The following is a 26,766-nucleotide window of genomic DNA, read 5'->3' on the forward strand; positions in this document are numbered from 1 at the left end:
GTTCGTTAGAACCGTTCTTAAAATTGAATGTAAAAGAATTTTCGATTCATGTGTTTCACTGTTCAGTTATCAAGGTTCCTGTCAGTTTTTGACAGCTTTGATATTTTATCATATCGTTTTGAGCTTGTCAAGAACTTTTTTAACTTTTTTCAAAACTTTTTAATTAAATGTTTTGAAATCAGTAGCTTTCTGAAAACTAATGTTTCCAGCAGTTGTTGTCACTTTTTTCTCGCGACAGCTATAATAGATTATCACATCTTTCGCTGTCTGTCAACAACTTTTTCAAATTCCTTTGAAGTTGTTAACCATCTGTCTCAGCGGCAACTTTGATAGAATATCATATCTTCTATCTCTTGTCAACATATTTTTACTTTTATTTCTAAAACCAGTAAAAATAGCCACCGGAGCTCGCCGGTAGGCTTTTATAATAGCATTATCTGTCAAATATGTCAATAACTAAACAACAATTTTTTCAGGTAATTTCCATGTTTTTCCACTCCATTCCATAATACTTCCTATTTTTCCAAAAAAGGAGTCAATTTACCTGTGGCTTGGCAGATACTCCGCCTTAATATCTGCCGCCAGGAATACTTTCTGCAGCCCCATCACTGTTCTTGTGACTGGATTGACCCGAAAAGAATGCCGATAATTCCAATCCCTTTCTCATGTTCGCTTCTGCAGAAACATCCGGATCAGAACCCAAGCTGCTATTCGAAAATCGAAAACTCGCATTGGCATCCACATTCCTCTTCTTATCATTGCTGTGCCCCTGTTCTTCTCCGTCTTCAAAACCGCCCCCCCTGGATACATCTAAAATTCAGATGTGCCCCTATGCTGCCGCATAAAAAGATGGTCACATGCATTCCCATATCGTATATGACGCCGATTTGCTGCCTATAATGAAACAGAAAGGCTATGGAGGTGTTATAAAGTAGAAATAACGTTCTGCACATGAACCTGCAGCTTTAACGCGTGCAAAGAGATATTTCAGCGTATGTTTATCTCTGCCTGCCAACGATGTATATGAGAATTGCTTTCGGCATGCTGTGCGCCACACTTTGCCGAAAGTAATTTTCAAACACACTCTGGGCTGTCCGGTGATATATAAAGAGCGGAGGTTCCGGCTGCGTATATGCACCGAAATCTCCGCTGTTCTGTCTGTATGGATTACAGATCCATCCCTTATTTTTCAATCACCAAAGCTTCGTAAGGTCTCAGCCTGATGCTGTGGGCAGCTTCCTGCCCCTCATAGTTGCCGATCAGCACCTTTTTGCCTGCAAATTCTTCCGGTACACAGTAAACGGTTTCCTCTTCTGAGAAATTGCAGATAACAAGAAGCTTCTCATTGTCCAGGCTGCGCGTATACACAAAAAGCTTTTCATCTTCCGGCATCAACAATTCATAGTGGCCGTAGACAATGATCTCCTTTTCCCTTCTCAGGCGGATCAATTCCTTATAATAGGAGAATACAGAATCTGCGCGTTTCACCTGCTCCTCCGCATTGATATCCTCATAGTTCGGGTTCACCCTCATCCAGGGAGTACCTGTGGAAAATCCTGCATTCACATCTGCGTTCCACTGCATGGGTGTTCTTGAGTTATCCCTGCTCTTATAACGCAGATACCGCATCATGGTCTCCCCGTCTATTTTACCGCTGTCCACATATTCGTGATATGCATTGATACTCTCAATATCGCAGAAATCCTCTACCGTGTTAAACTCCATATTTGTCATACCCAGTTCTTCGCCCTGGTACACATATGGGGTTCCCTGCATCATGTGCAGACAGGTAGCCAGCATTTTAGCAGAAACCTCGCGGTAACGCACACTGTCATTTCCAAATCTGGAAACGATTCTGGGCTGGTCATGATTGGACCAAAACAGACTGTTCCAGGCTGATCCCTCCAGTTCATTCTGCCATTTCGTTAGGTTTTCTTTCAGTTCTGTGAGCTTTATCTTTCTATCGCTCCATTTGGAAAATTCTCCGCCGTCCAGTCCCATATGTTCAAACTGGAATACCATACTTAACTCTGTACCTTTTTCTGAGGCATATTTCTTTGCTTCCTCAACAGTAACGCCGGCACACTCCCCAACGGTGAGCAGATCATATTTTGACAGTACCTTCCGGTTCATCTCCTGCAGATATTCGTGGACATGAGGACCATTCTGTACATATGGGGACGCGTCTCCGTGGAGGCCGTCACGTACCTCCCCGTCAGGAAGCCCCTCTGCCTTGGAGATCATGCTGATAACATCCATACGGAAACCGTCAATGCCCTTCTGGCACCACCAGTTCATCATGGAAAATACTTCATCGCGCACTTTGGGGTTCTCCCAGTTCAGGTCCGGCTGCTTTTTGGAGAACATATGTAAATAGTACATATCTGTGTTTCCGTCATATTCCCAGGCAGGGCCATTGAAGACAGATCCCCAGTTGTTTGGTTCTTTTCCGTCTTTTCCTTCACGCCAGATATAATAATCACGGTACGGATTATCCTTAGACTTTCTGCTCTCCATAAACCATTCGTGTTCATCCGAAGTATGGTTCACCACCAGGTCCATAACAATCTTGATACCCCTGGCGTGAGCTTCCTCCAGCATCCTGTCGAAATCCTCCATGGTACCGAATTCTTTCATGATTGCCTGATAGTCACTGATATCATAGCCATTGTCATCATTTGGTGACTGGTACACCGGGGAGAGCCAGATCACATTGATCCCCAGCTCCTTCAAATAATCCAGTTTACTTGTAATACCATTGATATCTCCGATTCCGTCTCCATTGCTGTCGCAGAAACTCCTTGGATATACCTGATAAACTACGCTTTCTTTCCACCATGCTTTTTTCATTGTTCAGTCTCCTTTTTCATTTTATGCTTTCACCGCACCGTTGGTAACACCGCTGATAACCTGTTTCTGCGCAAAGAGATAGAAGATCACGATGGGCAGAAGAGCCAACAGGTATGACGCAAAGGCCAGGCTGTAGTCAGTTGCAAATTCGCCCTTGAACACATACTGCGCAAGCTGCAGCGTCTGGTTCTTCTGGTCGCTGATGATGACCAGGGGCATGGTAAAGTCATTCCAGCACCACAGGAAGGTAAGGATTGCCACTGTGGCATTCATGGGCTTCAGGGTTGGGAAAATGACCTTGTAAAACATCTGGAAGGTATTGGCACCGTCAATGGTCGCCGCTTCATCAAGCGCCGTTGGAATGGACTTGATATAGCCGGAATACAGGAAAATATTCATGGGAAGGCCCATGACAATGTACAGTATGATCAGCCCCGGCACATTATCCATATGGAAAAAACTCACCTGCTTAACCAGCGGCAGCATGATAATATTAAACGGAATAAACATGGCACTGATCAGGAAATAGTAAATAAAATCATATAACTTCCTGCCCCTGTTCCTTGTAATGGCAAACGCCATAAAGGAGTTTGTCACAATGGTCCCGGCAACTGATACCACTGTAATGATCAGTGTATTTCTAAATGTAACGAAAAAATTTGTCTTCTCAATAGCTGTCAGAAAGTTCTCAAAATGCAGCTTGTTGGGGAATGCCAGCACAGACTGGGCGATCTGCTCCGGTGTTTTCAGAGCGATGACTACTGTGATATAGAGCGGAAACAGAATCGTAACCGCCGCAAGCGCAAACAGAACGATTGTGAGTATGGTACTGCTTTTCTTGTTCTTCAACATATCTTACGCCTCCCTCTTCTCTAAAACTCTTGTCTGGAACAGTGAAATCACAGCTATGACAATGAAGAAAATCACCGCATTGGCTGACTGGTATGCATACTGGGCACCTGAAAATCCCTGCTTGTAAATAAGCACGGAAATGGACTGTGTGGAGGTACCCGGCCCGCCGTTTGTCATGGCGATAATCTGGTCAAATACCATGAGGAAGTTCTTCACACAGAGTACCATGTTGATGGTGAAAAACGGTGCGATCAGCGGGAAAGTCATCTTCCAGAAGGTCGTCCATCTGCCTGCCCCGTCAATGCTGCTGGCCTCATAGATATCCGTGTCGACCGTCTGCAGTCCTGACATATAGATGATGGTATTAAAGGCCACTGCCTGCCATACACCTACCACCAGAATACCGATCCAGGCCAGATTCTCCTGCCCCAGAATATTACTGCTCAAAAATCCAATTCCCATCTTTTGTCCCAGATCCGGCAGAACATTGGAGAAAATAAAGTTAAATACAAAGCTGACGATCAGTGCACTGAGCATATAAGGAAGGAAATATATGGCCTTCAGTGCATTCTTGCATTTAATTTTCGCATTGAGCGCAAGTGCCAGCAAAAGGCTTATGATATTGACCAGGATGGTTGCACAGATGGCGTATTTAAAGGTAAACTTGTAGGCATCTCCGATAGCCTCGTCCCCCCACAGTTTCAGATAGTTGGTAAGACCTACGAAATCCCAGGTTCCGTACCCCTTCCAGTCTGTAAAGCTGTAGAAAATTCCTTTTAAAAAGGAAAATGTGTGAAAGGTGAAAAACAGTACCAGCATTGGTATGATGATCACCATATAAGCTCTGTTCTTTTTCATGATTCATCCCCCTAAAAACTGTTGTATTTGTCGTATTCTTTATCCAGTTTCTTTAAAAATTCTTCCACATCTCCCTGCTTGCTCACAAAGGTCTGCAGTGTCACCGTAAAATCAAAGCCGGTGGGGTAATAATGGTCCGCGAAATCTCCGATATTTCCCTGAGCGAATTTCTCTGCAACACCTGCCACGCTTGCATTATCCTGCACTACCGTGTCCACAGAGGGAAATGCAAACTGATCTTCAATATATGCCTTTACTTTGTCATCCCGGAAGATAAAGCTTATGAAATCTTTCGCCAGCTCTTCCTCCTTGGTTTCCTTATAGATGGTCGGCATTACATCAATACCGGAAATAATGGCGTTTTTGCTCTCATCGTTTGTGACCGGAAGGGCAAACATGTCCAGATTCACATCAGGATTGGCTTTCTGGATATTGGGTATCGCCCAGTTTCCCTGGAACATCATGGCTGCCTTGCCGTTGGCAAAGTCAATATTTCCGTCATCATAGCCCTTACCCAGAAGGTCCTTCTGTCCGTACCCGGTGAGTGTCAGAATCTTCTCAGCCGCCTCCTCGTGAGTACCCAGAAATGTGGTCTTTCCCTCTCTTCTGTCCAGGAAAAAGTCCATTCCCGCCAGGTCATATGTCATGGGAATCCACAGCGGGCCGCCTGTCCAGGAATCCTTTAAAGTGAAATAAAAGGGCTGGATTCCCGCGCTTTCAAGCTTTTCGCACACATCCATCAGCTCATCCCAGGTCTCGGGGATCTCAAGCCCCTGTTCCTTGAAAATATCCACATTGTAGATGATCCCCTCTGCGTTTGTGGCATAGGGCAGACCATAGAGCTTTTCCTCCTGGTCAGGATTCAGGTTATAGACCTGCTCTTTGTAGGCATCCTTGATCCGGTCAGCCTCTTCCATATCACTTAGATCCATGAGGATTTCCGCCTCGGACATATCGCGGAAAGTCATGTCTCCTCCCATGAAAATAATATCCGGTACACGGTTCTTGGTAAGCTTGGTCCTAAGCACAGTGGACGCGTCCGGCGGAGAGTTGAATTCAATGGTCACATCAGGGTGTTCCTGTGTGTATTCATCAATAAAAGACTGCAGAATCGCCTGATTCTCCATCTTGGTAGAGAAAATTTCCAGGTGGTTTTCTTCCTTCTGTCCGCAGCCTGTCATCAGCAGAGCACAGCCCGCAAGAGCGGCGGCGGCTAACAATCTGTTTTTCATATGTTTCTCCTTTCACTCAACAAAAACAAAAGACGTTTTGCGCAAAACCTTTTCTATCTGTCACAAATTATAGCAACAAGACGGAAACAGTACAATAGGTTTTGCGCAAAACGTCTTTTTAGACAACTGGCATATACTTTTTTTGTAGAATTTTACTATAAGGGCTTTTGTTTCACGGAATCCCGGACCACAACCTCCACGGGAAGCCTCTCCTGCCCCTTAAATTCCTCCTCCTGGATCAGGCATATCAGCCTTTTTACAGCCTCCTGGCCCTTCTTCATGATATTCTGCCGGACAGTGGTTATCTCCGGTCTGCAGATCTCCGCATAGGGGCTGTCGTCAAATCCGGCCACAGACACATCCCCCGGAATATCCACACCCTTATCCTGGAGGAAATGAATGGCCTCCAGAGCATAAAAATCAGATGCAAAAAAGAGTACATCACGGCTCTTTAAATCCTCCAGGCTGTCTTCCAGCCACGCTTTCCGCAGTTCCCGGTTCTCCGGCATGATTCTGCGCCCTGCCGCGGCGCCTTCTGCCCCGTGCTCTTCCACTGCCTTTTGAACGCCCAGCCAACGCTCATGATCCACGCCCACATCATTGTCTGCCAGAAAGAGGATATTCTTATGTCCCTGTTCTGCCAGGAATTTCCCCATGGCATACCCCCCTTCAAAGTCCTGCAGGCCGATGTTGGCAACCTTTTTCTCCCCGTAATAATTGTCAATGCTCACAAGAGGGATCTGGCACTTCTCACTTAACTCCAAGTTCTCCTCTGAGGACAGGCCCAGAGTGATCAGCCCCTCCACTTTCCAGGTGGCAGCCAGTTTCCAGCTTTCCTCCTGGGAATTTGCCAGATGGAAAAGCATATAATAATTCTGTCTGTATATCTCCAGCTCCAGAGAGTTGAGGATAACGCTGGTAAAAGGGTCAGAGGCAATGCTTCTGCGCTTTCCTTCCCGCTCCCCGATCAGCACGCCTATGAGCCTGGAACGGTTCTCCGCCAGCATAAGGGCACTCATACTTGGAATGTACTGGTTTTTTTCCAGAATCCTCTGAATCTTATCAATATTGGCTTTGGAGACTTTTTTTGTATTTCCGTGAATAACATTGGAGACTGTGGTTGGGCTCACCCCGGCCTCTTTTGCAATATCCTTTATCCTGACCATATGTAAAACTCCTTTATATTTTCAAAAATCCTGACACGAATTTGAGAAGCAGATTGGAATCGTAGAGCCATTTTGTAATGGGATTCTCCTTTGCCATCTCCACGGCTGTCCGTCCCCAGTCAGTGCTCCAGAACAGGGTGATCACCAGGAAGAACACCCAGACAATGAGAAGCCCCTGCACACATCCGGCAGCCGCTCCGGCCGTGCGGTTTAACAGGCTCAGCACCGGCAGACTGAAAATGCTGTCAAGAGCTGCCATCGCAAACCGCAGGATCAGGGACACCACAAAAAACGTGACCAGAAAGGACAGGCTGTTGACGATCATATGGGCAATGGAGGCGGAGAGATAACCGGCAAAGGCGTCTGCCAGTGAATCCCCGTAGGATCCCCCGCTCTCCTTTAACATACTTTTTATACTCTCCGGGAGAGGAAGTTCTTCAATGAACGCGGTCTGACTCTGTTCCCCAAGTTCTCCCTCCAGCCCTGCGGCTATGGATTCACTGCATTTTTCCTCGATGGTGTCATAGATCGGTGTCTTCTCTTCCACAAAATCCACCACATAGGGGTTCAGGAAATAAACCAGTACCATGCTCACAAGAATAGAGAACATAGCTGCAATCGTCCTGATAAACCCTCTGCGTATACCATTCATAATACATAGAACAAATACGGCAAGTACAATAATATTAAGCCAATTCATAATTTTCTCCTGTGTAAATCTTTAAGATAAACGATGGTTACTTTTCACTGCATGCCCGGCAACAAACGAAGCTGCCGCGTAACCGCCGGCAGCTCCACATTATTTCTGCTATTTTAATTTAATTGTCTTGATGCCATTCTCAGACACGAGAATGTAGCGGTTGGAGCCGATTTTAAAAATATCTTTGATGACACCCTCATCCATATTTCCATTGAACTTCTCGATTCCGCTGAGGGAATACATGGATACCTGGCTGTCATTGTTCATGATGATCATATCATCGCTGATGCGGATATTCTTATATTCCATATTGAAGCTGCGGCTGAACTTTTCTTTTCCGGTAAGGTCATACAATGTCATGGTGTATTTGTCGTCCTTGCCATCACTTTTGAAAACAAGTCCCACATATTTGTCATTGAAGAATGTGCTGACTATGTCTGTTTTGATCTTCTTTTTCGTCTTCTCCCTGGGGACGCTGCTTCCCTCGTATATGGAAAAACCGTCATCCCTGAAAGCCACTGAAACGCTGCCTCCCAGATATGCCACCTGGGGAACCACCACGCCCTCATATGTAAATCCGGCGACTATATTGTCAATCTCACCCTGCCCTTCGTCCCCGAAATTATAAAAGGCCACGTAGCTAGTCGTCTGCCCGTTCTCCACATAGAGATAGGAGATCATGATCAGCTTTCCGTCAGGGGAAACTGCCAAATCCACCGGATATCCGGGGCTGTCTATTCTGGTCTGGTTTTCTGCGATCAGGCTGCCGTCCGTGGCATAGAAATCAATCCATGTCTTCTCTCCATCTCGGAGAATGGCTGCCACCACACCGCTCTGGGCCACCCTTGCCTTTAGAATGGGCATGCTGGTCTCCACAGCTCCCACAGGGGCGTCCTTCCTGAAAATATACATCAGCGTGCCTTCCTTGTCCGCCACAACCGCTGTCTCATCCCGGACATCCGCCACAGGGTCTGTCATCTCATAGCTCTGCTTCCAGACTGTCTCCTGCTTCTGATTCAGCAGGGACGCACCGTCTGACGCGTACTTGAGAACACAGTCCCCCAGCTTTACATATCCGGCTGACTGCACGTCCTCGTTCTTGGCTGAGGACAGTACGGAATACTTGTGATAAGTCCTGCGCTGTATCACCACTACAGCGATAATAATAACTGCTATGACCACCAGGGCAGCGATCAGTATGCGTTTTAACTGCTGTCGTCTGCGCCTGCGGGATTTCTTTTTTCTTTTTTCGTTTGTCTTATTGTCTTCCATTCACTCTTCCTTATCGAATCTGTAACTGTTTTCGGCTATTATAGCACAAAATTCTACGGGAGTAAAATTTTTTGTCCCGGGAAAATAAAATCTTCCGGTGACAGGCCGTTCAGCGCACAGATTTCCTTGATCTTAGAGCTGTTGCCATAATATCTCATGCTGATACTTGTTATGGTGTCGCCCTCGTGAATGGTGTAGGACTGGTGTGTGGAGCCTGCTGTCTGGCCGGATTCCCCGTCATCGCTGTCCTTCGCACCGGCAGGACTGTTTTTGCTGTCATCCTCTGCATCTGTCCCTGATGCATCGCTGCCGCTGTCCGTCTTTTTCTCTGAAGCTCCGTCATCCGCATCCGGCTCCTTTGCATCGTCTTTTTTTCCGTCTGTATCCTTCTGTCCATCAGAAGTTCCATCCGATGATCCGGAGGTGGCTGCCCCGTCTGTGCCGGCATCGGTTTCTTCGGTGTCTGTTCCCGCCGCCTCCCCGTCTGCCGCATCCTGACTGTCCTTTTTCCGGTTCTCGGATACCAGTCCATTGACCGGTTTTGTCTCCACAAGCTCCTTGCCGCTGTTCTTATCATCCAGCTTTGAGATGACTGTCTCTGTCTTTTTCAGCTTGTGATAATCATTTAAGTACAGGACTCCCACAGCCAGCACAGCCACCATCATGCACACGCTGGCAGTCCGGAACACGGAGGTGTTCTTTGTCTGCTTTTTGCCCTCAGACTTTGTCTCCACCTTTTTCCGGAATGTCTTCACTGCCTGATCGCTGACCTGCTCACTTTTCGTCTCGGCCTTGTCATTCTGGGCCACGAGGAAATTCTGCATGGGCTCATTTTTTTCATAATAGATATAAAAGCCCGGCTGTCTGGACAGTTCTCCGTCCTCATATCGGTAAAATGCTTCTTCTTTTTCAATGGGTTCCATCACCATGAGCACCTTGTCATTGCCGCCGAAATGATCCAGATGGGTCCGGCAGATGACTTCGTGAAGCTCCATGGAGCATCCGGGAATGGACAGATACCATCCCACAATTTCCTGATCCGGAAAATATTCCTTGTTCTTCTCATACACGTGGTTCCAGATTTCCCTGGTAAAGGAAAGGTGTTCTTCAGTAATTTCCATGTCAGGAAGTACAACAGCGCTTTTCACAAAAAGGTAGGAAATACCGTCTTTCCAGTTGGCCTGTCCCAGAAGAATTGCAGCTTTTCCTTTTGAAGAATTCCCGGAAGAGATTCTACAAAGGTAAGTGTACGCATAATCTTCTATATAGATTTTTTGTGTTTCGTTGACTTCTCCTATCTGGCGTATGTTGTTGGGGATGCGGAAGAATCCTTCGTTTCCCTCAGGCTTTTGTTTTTCTTTTTCGTAGACTATTTCTATCATAAAGATTCACCCCTTTGGGCAACAGGATAGCACGGATCTTCTGCGAAATTTAGCGGATTAAGAAAGGTACATGCCTTTTTTTAACGACAAACATCCCGTTAAAAAGACAGGATAAAGAGAGGTAAAAACGGACAAAATAGGGGAAAGAAAGGATGGATAAAAATATGGACACACACCTTGATACGCCCGTTTACTATATTGAAGGCCGCACAGACAGAGCCGGCAACAAAATCGGCTCTCTGCTTACCGAACTATACGCCAAATCCGACAGCAATTTTGAAGAACTTGTCTTCCTCTGTATTGGAAGCGACCGCATCACCGGCGACAGCCTTGGACCTCTCATAGGCCACCGCCTGGCAAAAGAACATCTGAACCGCTGCTGTATATACGGCACCCTTGCCAATCCTGTCCATGCCCTGAACCTCCAGGAGACCGTGGAATCTGTAAAAAAAGAACACCCCAACAGCCTGACCGTGGCCATTGACGCCTCCCTCGGCTCTAAAAAGCACCAAGGCTTTGTCACAGTGGGACAAGGTTCTCTGGAACCGGGCCTGGGCGTAAAAAAGAAACTGCCCCCGGTAGGTGACATATCCATTACGGGCATCGTCAACCTGTCGGGAGCATTTGAGCATTTTCTTCTGCAGACAACACGCCTGTCCACAGTCATGGAGCTGGCGGATGCCATCGTCTCAGGGATTCTGGTCGCACACCGTCAATACTTCGGCACACGCCGCCCTTCTCTTCTCGCCTTCTTCCATCCGGAGGAGGAACGCCGGCGCAGCTTGACGAAATTGACTCCGCTGTCCGCGGAATCCGCTGCTGCCAGACCAAAGGGGAGCTGATAATCCTGGTAATGGTAATCCTCCCCAAACACCTTTTTCATCAGCCGCACTGCCATATAATAAATCCCCCTTGGGAACCAGGCACGGTAGTAATACCTGCCGATCTCACAGGTTCCGCAGTATTTATCCGTCAGGGTAATGATCCATGTCTCTCTGTGCATGGGCGGAACCGGGGTCACCGGAAACATGTGCTTGAGAATCATCTCTTCTTCCAGCTTGTTGAGCTGGAAGTATTTTTTTGCATTATGCAGAGCTGTGTGGGGATGGGTCATGGCGTGGACCGGGTCACCGGTCTTCTTCCTATGCCCTCTCCAGTCATACAGGAACAGATCGTGCAGCATTCCTGCTCTGGCCGCTGACCTGGCATCCAGGCCGAAGAACTTACAGATACGGAAATTATAGTAGGCCACATTCAGGCAGTGCTGGTAGCAGCTTGTCTCACAGTGATGCGGATACTCCTTCATCCTGAGCACATAAGGATGATGTACCAGATCCTTTATGCACTCATAAAACTCTTCATTCCCCTCATCCTTCACTGTACTCACACGGGAATGCTTTCTTCTGAACAACCCCTTACGCTTCATATCTGTCATGCTCCTTTATGTCCTTAGAAAAAGGGATGCCGCCTGTTGGTGACATCCCTCACTTTAACCAGGTTTCTAACCTGATTTTAAAACATATGTTATTTTTTGTAAAGGCCTATACAAGTACCTGCATATCTCTCTTATACAAATGCTTTTACTTTGGCATAGATACCGTTTGCGTCAATGCCGTATTTTTCCAGCAGCTTCACTGCAGGGCCTGATTCACCGAATACATCATTGATACCGATTCTCAGCATTTTTGTCGGCGCTTTCTCGCTCAGGACTTCTGCAACAGCTCCGCCCAGACCTCCGATCACGGAATGCTCCTCAACGGTAACCACTTTGCCGGTCTCCTTTGCTGCCTTCACAACCAGCTCCTCATCCAGAGGTTTGATGGTGTGGATATTGACCACTTTGGCGTCGATTCCGTCTGCAGCCAGTTTATCTGCGGCAGCCAGAGTCTCACTTACACAGAGACCTGTGGCAAAAATAGTCACATCCTTGCCTTCTCTCAAAACAATACCTTTTCCGATCTCAAATTTATAATCCGGTTTGTCATTGATCACCGGAACAGCGAGACGTCCGAATCTGAGGTATACAGGGCCTTCATGCTGGTAAGCAGCTTCAACTGCCGCTTTTGCCTCAACATCATCGGAAGGGTTTAAGATAACCATTCCCGGAATTGTGCGCATCAGAGCCATATCCTCGTTGCACTGATGGGTGGCGCCGTCCTCACCTACGGAAATACCTGCATGGGTCGCGCCGATCTTTACATTCAGATGAGGATATCCGATGGAGTTGCGCACCTGCTCGTAGGCACGTCCGGCAGCAAACATGGCAAATGTGCTGGCAAAAGGAACTTTTCCGGTGGTGGACATACCTGCCGCAATACCCATCATATCACACTCTGCGATACCGCAGTCAATGTGACGTTCCGGAAATGCTTTCTGGAAGGTACCGGTCTTGGTTGCACCTGCCAGGTCCGCGTCCAGAACTACCAGGTTGTCGTATTTCTTTCCTAATTCTACTAATGCATTTCCATAGCTTTCTCTGGTTGCGATCTTCTTTACTTCTGACATAATGCTTCACCTGCCTTTTCCAAATCTGCCATAGCGATTTCATATTCTGCATCATTCGGAGCTTTTCCGTGCCATCCGGCTTCATTTTCCATGAAGGAAACGCCTTTGCCCTTCACTGTTTTCATGATAATGGCAGTGGGCATTCCCTTTGTCTCTCTGGCCTCTTTAAAAGCTGCCTCAAGCTGGTCAAAGTCGTTGCCGTCTGCCACGTTGATCACGTGGAAGTTGAAGGCTTCAAATTTCTTGTCAATAGGGTACGGAGAACAAACATCTTCAATGCTTCCGTCAATCTGAAGTCCGTTGTTGTCCACGATCACTACCAGATTGTCCAGTTTTCTGAATCCGGCAAACATAGATGCCTCCCAGACCTGGCCTTCCTGGATCTCGCCGTCACCCAGCAGGGTGTAAACACGGTAATCCGCGCCGTCCATCTTAGCGGACAATGCCATTCCGACTGCTGCGGAGATACCCTGTCCCAGGGAACCGCTGGACATATCAACGCCCGGGATATGTTTCATATCCGGATGTCCCTGCAGATAAGAGCCGAGATGACGCAGAGTTTTCAAATCCTCTGTGGGGAAATATCCTCTCTGTGCCAGAGTGGAATAAAGGCCCGGTGCTGTATGTCCTTTTGAGAGGACAAAACGGTCACGGTCTGCCTTCTTCGGCTCTTTCGGGTCAATATTCATTTCCTGGAAATACAGATACGTAAATAAATCTGCTGCTGATAATGAGCCGCCCGGGTGTCCGGCTTTTGCGGAATGAACAGCAGTCACGATGCCTTTGCGGACTTCGTTAGCTGTCTTCTGAAGTTCTAACTTGTTCATTTCTTCCTCCTGATGGTTTGTTCTGTGAACGGGAGCCTGTCCGACTTCCCGTCTGCCTCTATACAGTTCTATTATTCGCCGAAAACTGCAATATAATCTTTCTGGAATTTCTCAATACCCTGGTCTGTCAGTGGATGTTTTGTCATCTGCTCCAGAACCTTGTAAGGTACAGTCGCAATATCCGCGCCTGCCAGAGCACACTCTGTCACGTGCATCGGATGGCGTACGCTTGCTGCAATGATCTCTGTGTCAATGCCTGCAACCTGGAAGATCTCTACGATCTCACGGATCAGATCTGTTCCGCATACAGAGATGTCATCCAGTCTGCCCAGGAACGGAGAAACATAGGTTGCGCCTGCTCTTGCTGCCAGCAGTGCCTGGTTGGATGTAAATACCAGTGTAACGTTGGTTTTGATACCTTCTGCGTTCAGAACTTTAACTGCTTTTAATCCCTCTGTTGTCATTGGAATCTTAACGATCATGTTCGGATGGATAGCTGCGATCTCGCGGCCCTCTTTGATCATGCCTTCTGCATCTGTTGTGGTGGCTTTCACCTCACCGCTGATCGGTCCGTCTACGATGGAAGTGATCTCTTTGATAACCTCATTGAAGTCACGTCCCTCTTTTGCGATCAGGGATGGGTTTGTGGTCACTCCACAGATGATTCCCATGTCATTTGCCTTGCGGATGTCTTCTACATTTGCAGTGTCGATAAAAAATCTCATAATTTTTTCCTCCCGTTCAAAACCTTTGCTTTGTCATTTGATACACTCAGTTTACCCCATAAAACATACCTTCGCAAGAGCTATCGATTTTATAAATAATTTAACTTATTAATAAACCGGATTTTTATTAACTATTTTCGGTAGTTTTATAAAATCCCTTTTGCCCAATCCTATAATTTTCAGGATTTTGTCTTTATTTTATTACTAATAATAAAATGGATTTCATTTAATTTATTTTGTTTTTTTCTTCTTTTTCTGCTTTTGTTTTACATAACCTGTGGTCTTGCGTACAATCAGCTTCGGTTCATACTCAATATGATAGATGCTGGTGGGCTCACTGTCAGAATATGTATTCATGAAGGATTCAATCTTGCGCATGATAATATCGCAGGCATCCCGCCCTTTCAGAGGTACAAAGTGCTCTATGGTGGTGAGGGACATATGTGACATACCGGAAAATATGATGTTGTCGCAGCCAAGTACAGACACATCACCGGGAATCTTATATTTTTCTTCCTGGAGGGCATCCATGATGCCAAAGGCCATCATGTCGTTCAGTCCCGCAAACGCGGTCACTTTCCTCGGCCCCGCCAGAATTTCCTTTGTCAGGTTATATCCCATCCGGTATTCCGAGTCAATGCTTGGGAGCTGGTCATCCAGGGCGTCATCCGCCGCTTTGATGATCACATGGCCGCCCAGGCCCTCCTTCTCATACTCCTCCACAAATCCTGCCACACGTTTGGAGCGCTGCTGCTGCCTTTTTGTAAGCGGCGGCGCGATAAACGCCACGTCCCGGTGGCCCAGATCCAGCAGATGCCTGGCCATAAGGCTGCCCACCTTAGTATTGTCCTGGTTGATGGCATCTACTTCCACACGTTCCCTGTTGCTTATGATGACCAGCGGAATCTTCTTCGCCAGCTCCTCCACCTGCTGCATGTACACAGGACTTGGGTTGAAGGTGTAGATGATGCCCGCCGGGATAACCGTGTGCATCATCTTCAGGTACTGCTCCTCCAGCTTCAGCTCCCTCTGTGTGTCACAGGTGAAGACCGCATATCCCTTTTCCTTGGCTACTTTTTCAATTCCCTGCAGAAGCATGACATAATAAGGGTTGGTAAGGGTGGGGCAGAAGACTATGATCAGCCTGCTGTTACCGGCATCCTTTCTCGGACGTCTCTTCGGTATGTTGTATCCCATTTCCCGGGCAGCCTGCTCCACCTTCTGTATCGTCTCTTTCGAGAAGGAAACATTGTACTTTTTATTCAGCACCATGGATACCGTTGCCTGGGATACTCCCGCTGCTTTCGCGATATCCGTGGACGTCACTTTCTTCTTCATGTTAAAGCTCCTATAGTTCTACCCTTCCCTCCAGCGCACGAAGAAGGGTAACTTCATCAATATATTCCAGATCGCCGCCCACAGGAACCCCGCTGGCGATACGGCTCACCCGGATACCGGTAGGCTTCACCAGTTTGCTGATGTACATGGCGGTGGTCTCTCCTTCCAGGCTGGAATTGGTGGCGATGATCACCTCCTCAATATCATCCTGGGAAAGGCGCTGCATGAGTTCCTTTAACTTAATGTCATCCGGACCGATGCCCAGCATGGGAGAGATCGCGCCGTGCAGCACGTGATACACACCGTCATATTTTCCGGTCTTCTCGTATGCTGCCAGGTCCCTGGTATTCTCCACCACCATGATGACCTTCCTGTTTCTTCTGGGGTTATTGCAAATCGGGCAGATTTCCTGGTCTGTCAGGGTGTAGCAGTTCTTACAATACTGTACATTGGCCTTGGCATTCACAATGGACGCGGAAAGCTGCTCCACCTGGTCCTTTGGCATATTCAGAATGTGGAATGCCAGGCGCTGGGCAGATTTTGCCCCAATGCCCGGCAGACGGGAAAGCTGCTCAATTAATTTGTTGATATGACTGCTGTAGTATTCCAATATTTTTCACCTCTGCGGTATACGGCCGCTTAGAACGGGAATCCGCCGCCAAGGCCTCCAAGCCCGCCTGTGAGCTTAGACATAAGCGCCGCTGACTCCTCTTCCATCTTGCGGAGCGCCTCATTGGTAGCTGCCATAATAAGGTCCTCCAGCATTTCAATATCATCCGGGTCAACCACTTCCTCGGCCAGCTTCACCTTTGTGATCTCCTTCTTGCCGGAGACGGTCACTTCAACGGCTCCGCCGCCTGCTGTGGCGGTAAATTCCTTCTCCTCCAGTGCCCTCTGGTTTTCCTCTGCCTGACGCTGCATCTTCTGCGCCTGCTTCATCAGATTATTCATGTTTCCGGGCATTCCCATTCCCGGAAATCCTCCTTTTTTAGCCATATTCAAATCCTCCTATTCTTCCTCTTCCATTTCTTCTACTACTACATCCATGCGGATGTTCTGTTCGATCAAATCATCTACGGAAATCGAGGCCAGCCCCGCAGGGCCTTTATGCTCCCCGCCCGCCAGTAAAAGCTCGATCTCCACGCTCTTTCCTGTTTTCTTCCGGATGATTTCTTTAAGCATGGGTATGGTATCCGGATTGTCCATGCAGATTTTCGCCTGGAAATTTCCAAACTCCACATACAGGACAGGTTCTCCTGTACTGCCGTTGTATTTCGGCGTGGAAGTCAGGAGCATCTGCTGCAGAAAGCCTCTTGTCTCCCGCACTATGGAATTCCAGTTCTTCTTAATATACTGCAGATCCTCAGGAGCTGCCTTCTCAGGCTTTGCCTCCGGCTCTGAAGGTTTTTCCTCCGCTGCGGCATCCGGTACCCCGCCGTATGCCGGTGAACCGTATTCACCTGCCTGTGCCGGTCCTGCCATCACGACACCGTTCTCCAGCTTTTCCTCCAGCACCCGGATTCTGTCAAACAGGGAATCCAGGTTGGTCTCCATAACAGGCTGACAGAGTTTTATCAGCGCGATCTCCACCAGCACCCTCTTCTGGGATGCATAGCGGATCTGGTTGGAAAGCTCTGAAAAAATGCGGATGTAGCGCATCAGTGTCTCCGCATCCAGCATCCGGCTCTCCTCCCTGAGAAGCGCCATATTCTCCGCAGAGACATCCACAGCCTCCTCCGGTGCATCTGAAGTCTTCACCAGCAGCAGATTGCGCAGATACCAGATAAAATCCGCCACAAACTGCCCCAGTTCCCTTCCCTGGATGATCAGATCCTCCAGGGTCCTGATAGCGCCTGCGGTATCCTGCTTTACGATCAGCCGCAGAAGCCTGCTGAACACCTGTGTATCCACAGCCCCCAGCACCTCAAGGGCCTTTTCATAGGTCAATGTCTCACCCAGATAAAAGGCGATACACTGGTCCAGCAGGGAGAGTGCATCACGCATGGAACCGTCCGCTGCCTTTGCAATGTAGCGGATGGCCTTCTCCTCCACGTCTGTTCCCTCTTTATCCATCAGCTCCGTCAGCCTTGCCGCTATGGTATCCACGGTAATGCGTTTGAAATCGTAGCGCTGGCATCTGGACAAAATGGTGATAGGGATCTTGTGGGCCTCCGTGGTGGCAAGAATGAAGATAACATAAGAAGGAGGTTCCTCAAGCGTCTTTAACAGTGCATTAAACGCTCCTGTGGACAGCATATGAACCTCATCTATGATATATACTTTATAACGTCCTTTTGCCGGACGGTAGGCCACTTCCTCGCGGATCTCACGAATGTTATCGACGCCGTTGTTGGAAGCGGCGTCAATCTCTATGACATTCATGGAGGTCCCCGCATTGATCGCCTGGCATGTCTCGCATTCATTGCAGGGGCTTCCGTCTACCGGATGTTCGCAGTTTACCGCCTTTGCCAGAATCTTGGCAATGGTAGTCTTACCTGTACCACGGGTGCCGCAGAAAAGATAGGCATGGCCGATCCTGTCTGCCTTCATCTGGTTCTTCAATGTGGTTACAATGTGTTCCTGCCCCTTTACATCTTCAAAATCCTGAGGGCGGAACTTCCGATATAGAGCAGTATAGCTCATGAAAATTCTCCTTTTTCAGTTAATCCCCGAAGCTGATGCCAATCCTCTTTGCCGCCTTGATCAGCTGGTCGTCCGGAGATACCATCTTCAGTTTGCCGGCGCATTCCTGAAGCGGGACTTTCTTGATCTTGCCGTTGACGATTCCCACCATGTAGCCGTATTCATCTTTTAAGATCAGGCCTGCGGCTGCGGAACCCATATGGGTGGAGAGCACACGGTCATACGGACATGGGCTTCCGCCCCTCTGCATATGTCCCGGAATGGTGATACGGATATCCAGATCCAGTTTCTCCTTCAGCTCTGCCTCCAGCTTATAGGAAACGGATGGATATTTCTTCGCATTTTCTTCCATTTTCTTCTTCAGCTCTTTCTTGGGAAGCGCTGCGTCCTCTTTGGAAACCGCGCCCTCCGCCACGGCCAGGATGGTAAAGCCTTTTCCGGCTCTGTTCCTCTTCCTGACTGCGTCAGCTATCTTATCAATATCATATGGGATTTCAGGAATCAGGATAATGTCCGCGCCGCCTGCAATACCGGCGTGCAGGGTCAGCCATCCCACTTTATGCCCCATGACTTCCACAATAAAGATACGGCTGTGGGATGCTGCCGTTGTATGGATGCAGTCAATCGCTTCTGTGGCAATATTCACCGCACTCTGGAAACCAAATGTCATATCCGTTCCCCAGATATCATTGTCTATGGTCTTGGGAAGGTGGATGATGTTCAGTCCCTCTTCTCTCAGCATATTGGCTGTCTTCTGGGTACCGTTGCCGCCCAGGATCACCAGACAGTCAAGGCGCAGCTTGTAGTACGTCTGCTTCATGGCCTCAACCTTGTCAAGGCCTCTGTCATCCGGCACGCGCATTAATTTGAAGGGCTGGCGTGATGTGCCCAGGATCGTACCGCCTCTTGTGAGGATTCCTGAGAAATCCTTGGCTGAGAGCATTCTGTAGTCTCCGTATATCAATCCTTTATACCCGTCATCAAAGCCATAGACCTCCAGTTCATCCAGATTGGAAGCCAAACCTTTCACAACACCGCGCATGGTGGCATTGAGCGCCTGACAGTCACCGCCGCTTGTTAACAAACCGATTCTCTTCATATATTTCACATCCCATCTTATGATATAGTATTTACTTCAGTCCCCATTCTGGGTTTGGAATACAGACCCAGTCAGTTTCCGCGGTTCTGCTCCCACATATTGCGGCTGGGAGCCTCCACGCATATTTCGGCGAATAAATTTACTCACCTGCATCCATTATAGCTTATTTTATTTTGTACCACAACTTAAAATTTTCTTTTCGGAAAATGCGGGAAAGGCCGAACAGAAGGTATCCCCTGCATTTTTCACTGTAAGCTGAAAAACCACATGTTCGCCCGGCTGCAGCACTCCAAGCTTTAAGGGCGTCCCGGAGGCCCTGCCGCTGTCGTACGGATCACCGGCCTTTGTCAGTTCCCATGTAATCTCCTCCGGTGCCTGTATGGTAAGATAGTATGCCTCTTCCTCCGCCCCGGTATTCCGGATGGAAAACACCTGGCTTCGCTCCTCGTCCGGCTCCATATCTTCAAAAGACAGGAAAGGCCGCTCTGTGATGACAAATTCGGGCTGGGCGGTATCCATCTTTTCTGTTTCATTTTCCATCCGGCCGGTTTCCGGAAGGTTTTCTGCGGCTGTACTGTATGTAAATCGGCTCACAGCGGCGCACAGAAGCCATAAAATCATCATTTTTCTTTTCATATGCTTGTCCTCCTCTTATATTTTATGCATAAGGAGGCACTTTATTGCATAAAAAGAAAACGGACAGGTATGCGGCCTGTCCGTTTTCTTTCGTTGAGGAATTCAAATTACATTAACACATTTATGGTCGATATTTATTATACTATACTCCTCTGCTTTTGTAAAGTGCAGAATCATTTTTTTCTCTCTTTTTCATTTCAGCTCTCTTTTTCATTGACAAAACGTCTAAAAACCGATATACTTTTAGATACCGTGCAGCCGGGGAGATAGCGGTGCCCTGTACCTGCAATCCGCTACAGCAGGGGTGATGCCAAATCTGAGGGGCTTTCTTTGCGGAGCTGCCCTTTATAAGTGGCGCTGACGTCTGGGTCTTGCGCAACAGAACTCTATGAACCGTGTCAGGTCAGGAATGAAGCAGCACTAAGTAGAATCTTCTGTGTGCCGCGAGGGTGCCTGGGCCGAGTTAACTGTAGAGGTAACGTCCGTGAAGGGGTTTCGAGGTGCGGCGCACGGTGAAAAAGAATAGAATAACCTCCACTGTATCGTCATAAGATGAAAGAGACGATTGCAGCGGAGGTTTTTTTGATGAGTTATTGGATGATGCATATAATGGATGCCTACGGGTATCTGGGGATAGCCCTCCTCATTCTGGTTGAGAACCTGTTCCCCCCTATTCCCTCCGAAGTCATACTGACCTTCGGCGGCTTTATGACTACATATACGAAGATGAACATTATCGGTGTTGTGCTCTCCTCCACTGTGGGCAGTGTGTTCGGAGCCATCCTCCTATACCAGATCGGCCACCTGGTCCCCCGGGAAAAGCTGGAATCTCTTCTGGAGGGCAGGATTGGGAAAATACTGCATTTTAAACCGGAAGATGTGGGGAGCGCCATGGAATGGTTTGACAGCAAGGGAAACTATACGGTTCTCTTCTGCCGCTTTATTCCCATTGTGCGAAGCCTGATCTCCATTCCCGCCGGAATGGCCCATATGAACCTGGGCACCTTTCTGTCCCTGACCACGATCGGGAGTTTTATCTGGAACCTGGTACTCGTCACCCTGGGAGCCATCGCCGGAACCTCCTGGCAGAAGGCCGCCGAATGTCTCGGCACTTATACCCAGGTGGCCCGTGTCGTTATCCTGGTCTTCGCGCTGGTCGGTATTTTGGTTTACATAAAAAGGCGTTTCCTTCAGAAATGAGGGGAACGTTCTTTTTATGTAACGATTCAACCAGCTGAATCGTTACGGGTATTCGCCCATTAAAAATCGCTTCGCGATGGGGCAAATACCTGCCGCCACTACTCTTTTGCACGGTCAGCGCAGTAAATGCGCAGACCTGACTGAACAGTTACCTTTTTATTTCAAAATGTCAGCCAATCTCCTGATATATTCCGGTGTCGTTCCGCAGCAGCCGCCCACAATATTCGCGCCGGCTTCCACAAGCACCTTCATGTGCTCTGCAAATTCCCCGGCTCCCATGGAATAGACCGCATTACCTTTATCATCGATCACGGGCATTCCGGCGTTTGGCTTTACAATGACAGGAATGCTGACCTTTTCCCTTATATTTTTCACTACGGAAACCAACTGGTCCGGGCCTGTGGAACAATTGATGCCGACAGCATCTGCGCCCATCTGTTCCAGTGTCTCCACTGCATCATAAATATTTCCGCCAAAGAATAAGCTGCCGTCAGACTCCACGGTCAGAGTACACATAACCGGCAGTTCGCACACTGCGGCAGCGGCATCTATGACTGCCATCACTTCATCCACACCCAGCATGGTTTCCGCAATGAGCAGATCCACGCCCGCATCTGCCAGGACAGCGATCTGCTCCCTGTACGCCTCAAACAAGATTTCATAGGGCACATCCTGTTTGCCGGTGGTGGTCAGGTCGCCTGCAATGTAACACGCATCCCCGACTGCATCCCTGGAAACGCGCACAAGTCCCCGATTCAATTCCTCAACCTTATCCTCCAGCCCATGATTGGCAAGACTTATTCTGTTCGCTGAAAATGTGGAGGCGTAGACAATTTTAGAACCCGCCTCACAATACTCCTTCTGCAGTTTCTGCAGCACCTGGGGGTTCTCGTAAACCCACTGTTCGGAGCAGACACCTCTGGGCATCCCTTCCTTCATGAGATTCGAGCCTGTGGCCCCGTCTAAAAGCAATGTTTTGGCCTGTACCAGTTCCCTAAATTCCTGTTTTGTCATGACATTTCTCCTTTGCTTTTGCTTTCTCTTTTCTCAATTCCCGGAAGAATCCGCTCAGCATATCACTGCACTCCGCTTCCAGCACGCCGCGTTCCACTTCTGCCTTATGGTTAAACCCCTCCATCTCCAGCAGGTTCAGGACAGAACCTGCACACCCGGCCTTGGGGTTCATACTGCCGATGACCACTTTATCAATTCTGGCCTGTATGATGGCTCCTGCGCACATCTGACAGGGTTCCAGGGTGACATAGAGCGTGCATCCCTCAAGCCTCCAGTCCCCCAGCTTTTTGCTGGCTTTCCGGATGGCATTCATCTCTGCGTGGGAGGTGGTATTTTTATCTGTATTTCTTCGGTTATAGCCTCTGGCTATTATTTTCCCTTCATATACGATCACACAGCCAATGGGAACTTCCCTAAGGGCGTACGCTTTTTTCGCCTGCTTTATGGCTTCCTTCATAAACTTTTCCTGTGTATCCATTTCACGATCCACCTTCCTGTATGATTCCGTCCGCATTGCGGGCAACGGGCCCTGGCCGTTGTTTCTGAATTATACTACACTCCGCTTTTGTAATGCAATAGCCAAGAACGGCCCAGTATAAAAGTCTTTCCCATTTCTTTCATAAATTCTTCAAAAATTTCAGAAAAGCTTTATTGTGCTGTCATAAATTCCTCACATTTCTTGGATATACTGTAATTGTCAGCAAGGAGGACGGCAGCAGGAGCCGGACCTCACAAAAAAGCCAACTGACTTATTTATATAGATTTTTCTTTTCCCTCCCTCTTTTGCCGGTACTTCGCAGAGTACCGGCTTTTTCCTGTCCGAAAAGAGTCTTTCGTTTCTTCTTCAGATTCTTTTTAAATATTTTTAAAATGCTTCAGAAAAGCTTTATATCCTTGTCACAGAATCCTCACATTTGCAGGTTATACTTTAATTGTTGTTGAAGAAGACAGCAGCTGCATTACAGTGATATATGTGGCTGCCGGGCTTCGCCTAATAAAGCCAACTGACCTATTTACATAGATTTTTCTTTTCCCCCTCTTTTGCCGGTACTCGCCAAGGTACCGGCACTTTTCAGCTGTTGGAAAAGGTAAACAAAAAACCCGCTGGTTATGCGGGTTTAAGACAGCGGAGACGGTGGGATTCGAACCCACGTGCCGGTTACCCGGCAACTTGATTTCGAGTCAAGCTCGTTATGGCCGCTTCGATACGTCTCCATACCTGTTCATTATAAAGCCAGCCTGCTTTCCGGTCAAGTACAAATGTGAGTTTTCCCTGGTAAAAGCCCACTGTGTATAGTAAAATATAAAGTATCAGCAAAGGACTTACGGTCCTGCCCAAACGATACCTAAAGGGGGATTTTTATGCCAATCAATGGTTTCAACAAAACAACGCTTCTGGATTACCCCGGCAAAATAGCTGCCACCATTTTTCTGGGAAGCTGCAATTTCAGGTGTCCCTTCTGCCATAACAGCGGGCTTGTCCTCTCACCCGGAGAACAGCCGGTCATTCCCACGGAGGATGTGCTTAAAGTTCTGAAAAAACGCCAGGGCATTCTGGAGGGGGTCTGCATCACAGGAGGAGAACCCACCCTGGACAAAGATATCTTCTGCCTTATAGACAGGATAAAGGAGCTTGGCTACCCGGTCAAGCTGGATACCAACGGCTCTCATCCCTGGATTCTGAAAAAACTAATCAACAATAAGATGATAGACATGGTCGCCATGGACATCAAATCCTCCAAAGAATCTTATGCCAGAGTTGCAGGCAGCAAGCATCTGGACTTAAAACCAATCTGTGAATCCGTGGATTTCCTTATGTCCGGCAGTGTCCCCTATGAATTCAGGACAACCGTAGTCAGGGAGCTGCATACCCAGGAAGATTTCCGTTCCATCGGAAACTGGCTTGCCGGGTGCAGAGCCTACTACCTCCAGGCCTATAAGGACTCCCCTGAAGTCATAAGGCCTGGATTCAGCAGTTATTCCAAAAGGGATTTGGATTATTTCTGTCTTATCCTGTCAAGAACGATTCCTGCGGTTTATATCCGGGGTATCGATTAAACGGTACCAGTAGCCAAAGCGCGGCATGGCAGCTTTGCCCTGCGTTTTGGCTGCCTTGAAGTTGGGGAAGCCGAACATACCTGCCATGAGACATTCCTGCCGGTCATAAACACCCGGAACACCCAGTATGTACCGGCCGTCATCTCTTCTTCTGCCCAGGAGCAGGTAATGATAACGGTAATATCCATGTCTCAGAAAATTGTTGTTCATCAGCCCCCTGTCTCTTCTGGCAAGTATCCGCAGCTCCGCAGGTGTTATCTGTCTGCAGTCCACAATCTCCCCGTCTGAAAACGGAGCAAATACGGCAGGCTGTCTGGCGGCCTGTGCGGACTGCCCGTGAAGCTCACCTTCCTCCGGACTCTGTACCGTCTTCTCTGTCACTTCTTTTTCCATCTGCCTCATGTTGCGGATGGCATCCTCATCCTGGTCCAGTTCTTCCAGAAGGTTCACTGCATCCTCCTCACGGTCACCTGCCGGGTTCCACGTAGACTGCTCTGCTGCATCCGTACTGCCGGATGCTTCGATCCGCATTTCACTGTCCGGATACTGGTCCCTTCCGAAGATTTCATGATCAATCGTTTCCCGGTACAATTCTTCTTCTGTGTATGGAGGCCTCTCCATGTCCGGGGCTGTGGTGTCCGGATTCCGGTCTGTGTCCGGCATTGCAGTATTCCGGTTCTGGTTCATATCCGGCATTGCGGCATTCCGGTCCTGGTCCATATTCGGTACTGCTGCGTCCCAGTTCTGGCCCATATTCGGTACTGCTGTGTTCCGGTTCTGGCCCATATCCGACCGTGACGGTTCCATAACCGGCTGTACTGTATTTTCTGTCCGTGAAGGGGCGACCGGCTCCATTCTCTGCTCAGATCGTTCCTCCTGTCCTGTTTCCGGCTCATCCTCCTCATAATGCTGTGGAAAATAAGTTCCCCTCTCATTTATACGAGGCGGCATGTAAGGGTCCCCCTCTGTCCGGGACGGCATTGCCTGCCTTCTTTCCTCTGTTTCAGAAGATTCATTGGAACGGTTCTCCTCCATGCGTCTGTCCGGCGCGGAAGTCTCATTATCCCGTCCTATGACTGGTGGATAGCCCCAATCCCGGTGGCCTGCATTCGAGGAATTACTCCTCTCTTCCCGGTTTCTATCAGGAGTATTCATACCTCCCTGTCTGAATGTATTGGACGGATATCTGCCCTGCCAAGGAGTGTCATCCATGGAATTATTCCTTCCGGCTCGGTTACCATCCACAGCATTATTTCCCGCTTCCCAGTCCGCCTCTATGGCATTCTCCCTCTCTGCGCGGTTTCCTCCCACGGCATTGTTTCCCGCTTCCCAGTCTGCCTCCATGGCATTTTCTCTTTCCGTACGGTTTCCTCCCATGGCATTGTTCCCGTCTGCACGATTTCCCTCCATGGCATTGCCTGTCTCTGCACGGTTTCTTTCCATGGCATTCCCTGCTTCTGCACGGTTTCTTTCCATGGCATTCCCTGCTTCTGCACGGTTTCCTTCCATGGCGTTCCCTGCCTCTGCACGGTTTCCTTCCATGGCGTTCCCTGCCTCTGCACGGTTTCCTTCCATAGTATTTCCTCTCTCTGCACGGCCAGCATCCGTTGAATCCGTTTCTATTTCCACTGTTGTGTCTGTGCGGTAATCCATTTCCTCCAGATTATCATCCGGGCTCTCCCCGCTGAACAGATTAACTGTCTCTTCAGAATGCTCCGCTAACGGCAGGGAACCCTCTTCATCGTCCAGAGCAACTGGCCCCTCTGCTTCCATGAGCGCCTCCGCTGCTGCAACACCCTCCGGCAGTTCATCCTGCACAGCCTCCGGTCCTGTCTCTAGCTCCTCTTTCTGCATATTATTATTTGTCTCAGGGGCTCTGTCCGCATTCCGGGATCTGTCCTCCTGCATTCTCGGGAGCCTGATTTCTTCCAGGCGCACAGGACGATCATCCCACCCTGTACCATACATGATTCCATCTCCGGTCAGCATGACCAGACCGCTCAGGTCGTTCAGTCCGTACGCAGTGCCTCCCATTCCCTGATCCGGTACTTCCGTCTGAAACTGGACCGTATCACCTGCCAGGTCACATTCTCCAAGATAAATGCCTTCACATCCGTCGCTTTTTCTCACAAACCCGTAAATTTTACAGGGTGCCTCCTCTTTTCCATAGATTCCTTGAAGCCGATAGTTCATGCGGCACTTACCATCCCGGGCCTCTACTTTGATAAATCCCTTCCCATTTCCTTTCTTTCCATCCGGGTACTCATATACATACGCAACAAATCGCCGATATCCAGCCAAATTTTCTTTCTCCAATACCAATTATTCCGTAAAGTATATGAGCGAAAAAAACATTTAGAACTCTGCATAAAACCCGGATGAAAAAGTTTTTGAAAAAAATGCAAAAAT

23 protein-coding genes, 1 tRNA gene, 1 other RNA gene and 1 pseudogene are annotated in these 26,766 nt (G+C 48.4%); 4 read left to right on the forward strand and 22 right to left on the reverse strand.

Features of this window, described 5'->3' with window-relative positions:
• Positions 1-1,182: 1,182 nt before the first annotated feature.
• The 8 genes from MUB35_RS21895 to MUB35_RS21930 all read right to left on the reverse strand — a co-directional run bounded on the left by MUB35_RS21895 (position 1,183) and on the right by MUB35_RS21930 (position 10,312).
• Complete coding sequence (locus MUB35_RS21895; RefSeq protein ID WP_033143827.1) at positions 1,183-2,850, reverse strand: glycoside hydrolase family 13 protein; 1,668 nt, start codon at positions 2,848-2,850, stop codon at positions 1,183-1,185.
• Between the two features lie 21 nt (positions 2,851-2,871).
• On the reverse strand, positions 2,872-3,702 hold the full coding sequence (locus MUB35_RS21900) for a carbohydrate ABC transporter permease (protein WP_181014557.1): 831 nt from the start codon (positions 3,700-3,702) through the stop codon (positions 2,872-2,874).
• A 3-nt stretch (positions 3,703-3,705) separates the two neighbouring features.
• Positions 3,706-4,560 carry a carbohydrate ABC transporter permease gene (locus MUB35_RS21905; RefSeq protein WP_033143828.1) on the reverse strand — a complete coding sequence of 285 codons (855 nt, stop codon included), beginning with the start codon at positions 4,558-4,560 and terminating at the stop codon, positions 3,706-3,708.
• An 11-nt stretch (positions 4,561-4,571) separates the two neighbouring features.
• Positions 4,572-5,792, reverse strand: a complete 1,221-nt coding sequence (locus MUB35_RS21910; protein ID WP_033143829.1) for an ABC transporter substrate-binding protein — start codon at positions 5,790-5,792, stop codon at positions 4,572-4,574.
• 155 nt (positions 5,793-5,947) lie between these two features.
• The gene (locus MUB35_RS21915; protein ID WP_033143830.1) at positions 5,948-6,958 is read right to left on the reverse strand and encodes a LacI family DNA-binding transcriptional regulator; all 1,011 of its coding nucleotides are present in this window, start codon (positions 6,956-6,958) and stop codon (positions 5,948-5,950) included.
• 13 nt (positions 6,959-6,971) lie between these two features.
• Positions 6,972-7,658, reverse strand: a complete 687-nt coding sequence (locus tag MUB35_RS21920) for a CvpA family protein (protein WP_244806846.1) — start codon at positions 7,656-7,658, stop codon at positions 6,972-6,974.
• Positions 7,659-7,766: 108 nt separating this feature from the next.
• Positions 7,767-8,930 carry a DUF5711 family protein gene (locus tag MUB35_RS21925; protein WP_033143832.1) on the reverse strand — a complete coding sequence of 388 codons (1,164 nt, stop codon included), beginning with the start codon at positions 8,928-8,930 and terminating at the stop codon, positions 7,767-7,769.
• Positions 8,931-8,983: 53 nt separating this feature from the next.
• Positions 8,984-10,312: a LysM peptidoglycan-binding domain-containing protein gene (locus MUB35_RS21930; protein ID WP_244806847.1), complete on the reverse strand. Its 1,329-nt coding sequence runs from the start codon at positions 10,310-10,312 to the stop codon at positions 8,984-8,986.
• Positions 10,313-10,476: 164 nt separating this feature from the next.
• Between MUB35_RS21930 and yyaC the strand changes: the two are divergent.
• Positions 10,477-10,998 (forward strand): annotated as a pseudogene (yyaC, locus tag MUB35_RS21935) (spore protease YyaC); the annotation flags it as partial.
• A 26-nt stretch (positions 10,999-11,024) separates the two neighbouring features.
• Here the strand turns inward: yyaC and MUB35_RS30915 are convergent.
• The 10 genes from MUB35_RS30915 to MUB35_RS21985 form a co-directional block, all read right to left on the reverse strand.
• Complete coding sequence (locus MUB35_RS30915; protein WP_227246554.1) at positions 11,025-11,738, reverse strand: HD domain-containing protein; 714 nt, start codon at positions 11,736-11,738, stop codon at positions 11,025-11,027.
• Between the two features lie 140 nt (positions 11,739-11,878).
• Positions 11,879-12,817: a transketolase family protein gene (locus MUB35_RS21945; RefSeq protein ID WP_033143836.1), complete on the reverse strand. Its 939-nt coding sequence runs from the start codon at positions 12,815-12,817 to the stop codon at positions 11,879-11,881.
• Positions 12,805-13,644, reverse strand: coding sequence for a transketolase (locus MUB35_RS21950; protein WP_033143837.1), 840 nt, complete (start codon positions 13,642-13,644; stop codon positions 12,805-12,807). Before MUB35_RS21950 ends, MUB35_RS21945 begins: the two co-directional genes overlap by 13 nt.
• Before the next feature lie 71 nt (positions 13,645-13,715).
• Positions 13,716-14,369, reverse strand: a complete 654-nt coding sequence (gene fsa / locus MUB35_RS21955) for a fructose-6-phosphate aldolase (RefSeq protein ID WP_033143838.1) — start codon at positions 14,367-14,369, stop codon at positions 13,716-13,718.
• A 231-nt stretch (positions 14,370-14,600) separates the two neighbouring features.
• A complete protein-coding gene (locus MUB35_RS21960; RefSeq protein WP_033143839.1) occupies positions 14,601-15,707 on the reverse strand; it encodes a LacI family DNA-binding transcriptional regulator in 1,107 nt (368 codons plus the stop codon).
• Between the two features lie 10 nt (positions 15,708-15,717).
• Complete coding sequence (recR, locus tag MUB35_RS21965) at positions 15,718-16,317, reverse strand: recombination mediator RecR (protein WP_033143840.1); 600 nt, start codon at positions 16,315-16,317, stop codon at positions 15,718-15,720.
• Positions 16,318-16,346: 29 nt separating this feature from the next.
• Entirely contained in the window at positions 16,347-16,703 is a 357-nt protein-coding gene (locus tag MUB35_RS21970; protein ID WP_244806848.1) for a YbaB/EbfC family nucleoid-associated protein, read from the reverse strand.
• A 12-nt stretch (positions 16,704-16,715) separates the two neighbouring features.
• Positions 16,716-18,350 (reverse strand): DNA polymerase III subunit gamma/tau, encoded by a 1,635-nt coding sequence (dnaX, locus tag MUB35_RS21975; protein WP_033143842.1) that lies wholly within the window; start codon positions 18,348-18,350, stop codon positions 16,716-16,718.
• 19 nt (positions 18,351-18,369) lie between these two features.
• Positions 18,370-19,449, reverse strand: a complete 1,080-nt coding sequence (locus tag MUB35_RS21980) for a 6-phosphofructokinase (RefSeq protein ID WP_033143843.1) — start codon at positions 19,447-19,449, stop codon at positions 18,370-18,372.
• A 168-nt stretch (positions 19,450-19,617) separates the two neighbouring features.
• Positions 19,618-20,085 (reverse strand): hypothetical protein, encoded by a 468-nt coding sequence (locus MUB35_RS21985; RefSeq protein ID WP_033143844.1) that lies wholly within the window; start codon positions 20,083-20,085, stop codon positions 19,618-19,620.
• 250 nt (positions 20,086-20,335) lie between these two features.
• Between MUB35_RS21985 and ffs the strand changes: the two genes are divergently transcribed.
• Both ffs and MUB35_RS21995 read left to right on the forward strand, forming a co-directional pair.
• Positions 20,336-20,598, forward strand: an RNA gene (gene ffs / locus MUB35_RS21990) — signal recognition particle sRNA large type.
• Positions 20,599-20,670: 72 nt separating this feature from the next.
• Entirely contained in the window at positions 20,671-21,285 is a 615-nt protein-coding gene (locus MUB35_RS21995) for a DedA family protein (RefSeq protein WP_033143845.1), read from the forward strand.
• Between the two features lie 156 nt (positions 21,286-21,441).
• Here the strand turns inward: MUB35_RS21995 and MUB35_RS22000 are convergent, their stop codons facing one another.
• The 3 genes from MUB35_RS22000 to MUB35_RS22010 form a co-directional block, all read right to left on the reverse strand.
• Complete coding sequence (locus MUB35_RS22000) at positions 21,442-22,299, reverse strand: homocysteine S-methyltransferase family protein (protein WP_033143846.1); 858 nt, start codon at positions 22,297-22,299, stop codon at positions 21,442-21,444.
• Positions 22,280-22,777, reverse strand: a complete 498-nt coding sequence (tadA, locus tag MUB35_RS22005; RefSeq protein WP_033143847.1) for a tRNA adenosine(34) deaminase TadA — start codon at positions 22,775-22,777, stop codon at positions 22,280-22,282. Before tadA ends, MUB35_RS22000 begins: the two co-directional genes overlap by 20 nt.
• Before the next feature lie 649 nt (positions 22,778-23,426).
• A tRNA-Ser gene (locus MUB35_RS22010) sits at positions 23,427-23,514 on the reverse strand.
• 147 nt (positions 23,515-23,661) lie between these two features.
• Between MUB35_RS22010 and MUB35_RS22015 the strand changes: the two genes are divergently transcribed.
• Positions 23,662-24,357 (forward strand): anaerobic ribonucleoside-triphosphate reductase activating protein, encoded by a 696-nt coding sequence (locus MUB35_RS22015; protein WP_033143848.1) that lies wholly within the window; start codon positions 23,662-23,664, stop codon positions 24,355-24,357.
• Here the strand turns inward: MUB35_RS22015 and MUB35_RS22020 are convergent.
• Entirely contained in the window at positions 24,316-26,658 is a 2,343-nt protein-coding gene (locus MUB35_RS22020; RefSeq protein ID WP_033143849.1) for a hypothetical protein, read from the reverse strand. The two genes, MUB35_RS22015 and MUB35_RS22020, sit on opposite strands and share 42 nt — an antisense overlap.
• Positions 26,659-26,766 lie beyond the last annotated feature (108 nt).

It is taken from the genome of Blautia sp. NSJ-175 (genome assembly GCF_022867815.1).
In the GTDB taxonomy this organism is placed as follows: Bacteria; Bacillota; Clostridia; order Lachnospirales; family Lachnospiraceae; genus Blautia; species Blautia celeris.

Bases quoted from the DNA above. Each gene is read 5' to 3' on its own strand.
- MUB35_RS22000 (WP_033143846.1), bottom strand. From the start codon at position 22,299: ATGACAAAACAGGAATTTAGGGAACTGGTACAGGCCAAAACATTGCTT.
- MUB35_RS21895 (WP_033143827.1), bottom strand. From the start codon at position 2,850: ATGAAAAAAGCATGGTGGAAAGAAAGCGTAGTTTATCAGGTATATCCA.
- tadA (WP_033143847.1), bottom strand. From the start codon at position 22,777: ATGGATACACAGGAAAAGTTTATGAAGGAAGCCATAAAGCAGGCGAAA.
- MUB35_RS21910 (WP_033143829.1), bottom strand. From the start codon at position 5,792: ATGAAAAACAGATTGTTAGCCGCCGCCGCTCTTGCGGGCTGTGCTCTG.
- MUB35_RS21915 (WP_033143830.1), bottom strand. From the start codon at position 6,958: ATGGTCAGGATAAAGGATATTGCAAAAGAGGCCGGGGTGAGCCCAACC.
- MUB35_RS21950 (WP_033143837.1), bottom strand. From the start codon at position 13,644: ATGAACAAGTTAGAACTTCAGAAGACAGCTAACGAAGTCCGCAAAGGC.
- MUB35_RS21905 (WP_033143828.1), bottom strand. From the start codon at position 4,560: ATGAAAAAGAACAGAGCTTATATGGTGATCATCATACCAATGCTGGTA.
- dnaX (WP_033143842.1), bottom strand. From the start codon at position 18,350: ATGAGCTATACTGCTCTATATCGGAAGTTCCGCCCTCAGGATTTTGAA.
- fsa (WP_033143838.1), bottom strand. From the start codon at position 14,369: ATGAGATTTTTTATCGACACTGCAAATGTAGAAGACATCCGCAAGGCA.
- MUB35_RS21920 (WP_244806846.1), bottom strand. From the start codon at position 7,658: ATGAATTGGCTTAATATTATTGTACTTGCCGTATTTGTTCTATGTATT.
- MUB35_RS21900 (WP_181014557.1), bottom strand. From the start codon at position 3,702: ATGTTGAAGAACAAGAAAAGCAGTACCATACTCACAATCGTTCTGTTT.
- MUB35_RS21970 (WP_244806848.1), bottom strand. From the start codon at position 16,703: ATGGCTAAAAAAGGAGGATTTCCGGGAATGGGAATGCCCGGAAACATG.
- MUB35_RS21995 (WP_033143845.1), top strand. From the start codon at position 20,671: ATGAGTTATTGGATGATGCATATAATGGATGCCTACGGGTATCTGGGG.
- MUB35_RS21945 (WP_033143836.1), bottom strand. From the start codon at position 12,817: ATGTCAGAAGTAAAGAAGATCGCAACCAGAGAAAGCTATGGAAATGCA.
- MUB35_RS21925 (WP_033143832.1), bottom strand. From the start codon at position 8,930: ATGGAAGACAATAAGACAAACGAAAAAAGAAAAAAGAAATCCCGCAGG.
- MUB35_RS21930 (WP_244806847.1), bottom strand. From the start codon at position 10,312: ATGATAGAAATAGTCTACGAAAAAGAAAAACAAAAGCCTGAGGGAAAC.
- MUB35_RS21960 (WP_033143839.1), bottom strand. From the start codon at position 15,707: ATGAAGAAGAAAGTGACGTCCACGGATATCGCGAAAGCAGCGGGAGTA.
- MUB35_RS21985 (WP_033143844.1), bottom strand. From the start codon at position 20,085: ATGAAAAGAAAAATGATGATTTTATGGCTTCTGTGCGCCGCTGTGAGC.
- MUB35_RS21980 (WP_033143843.1), bottom strand. From the start codon at position 19,449: ATGAAGAGAATCGGTTTGTTAACAAGCGGCGGTGACTGTCAGGCGCTC.
- MUB35_RS22015 (WP_033143848.1), top strand. From the start codon at position 23,662: ATGCCAATCAATGGTTTCAACAAAACAACGCTTCTGGATTACCCCGGC.
- MUB35_RS30915 (WP_227246554.1), bottom strand. From the start codon at position 11,738: ATGAAGCGTAAGGGGTTGTTCAGAAGAAAGCATTCCCGTGTGAGTACA.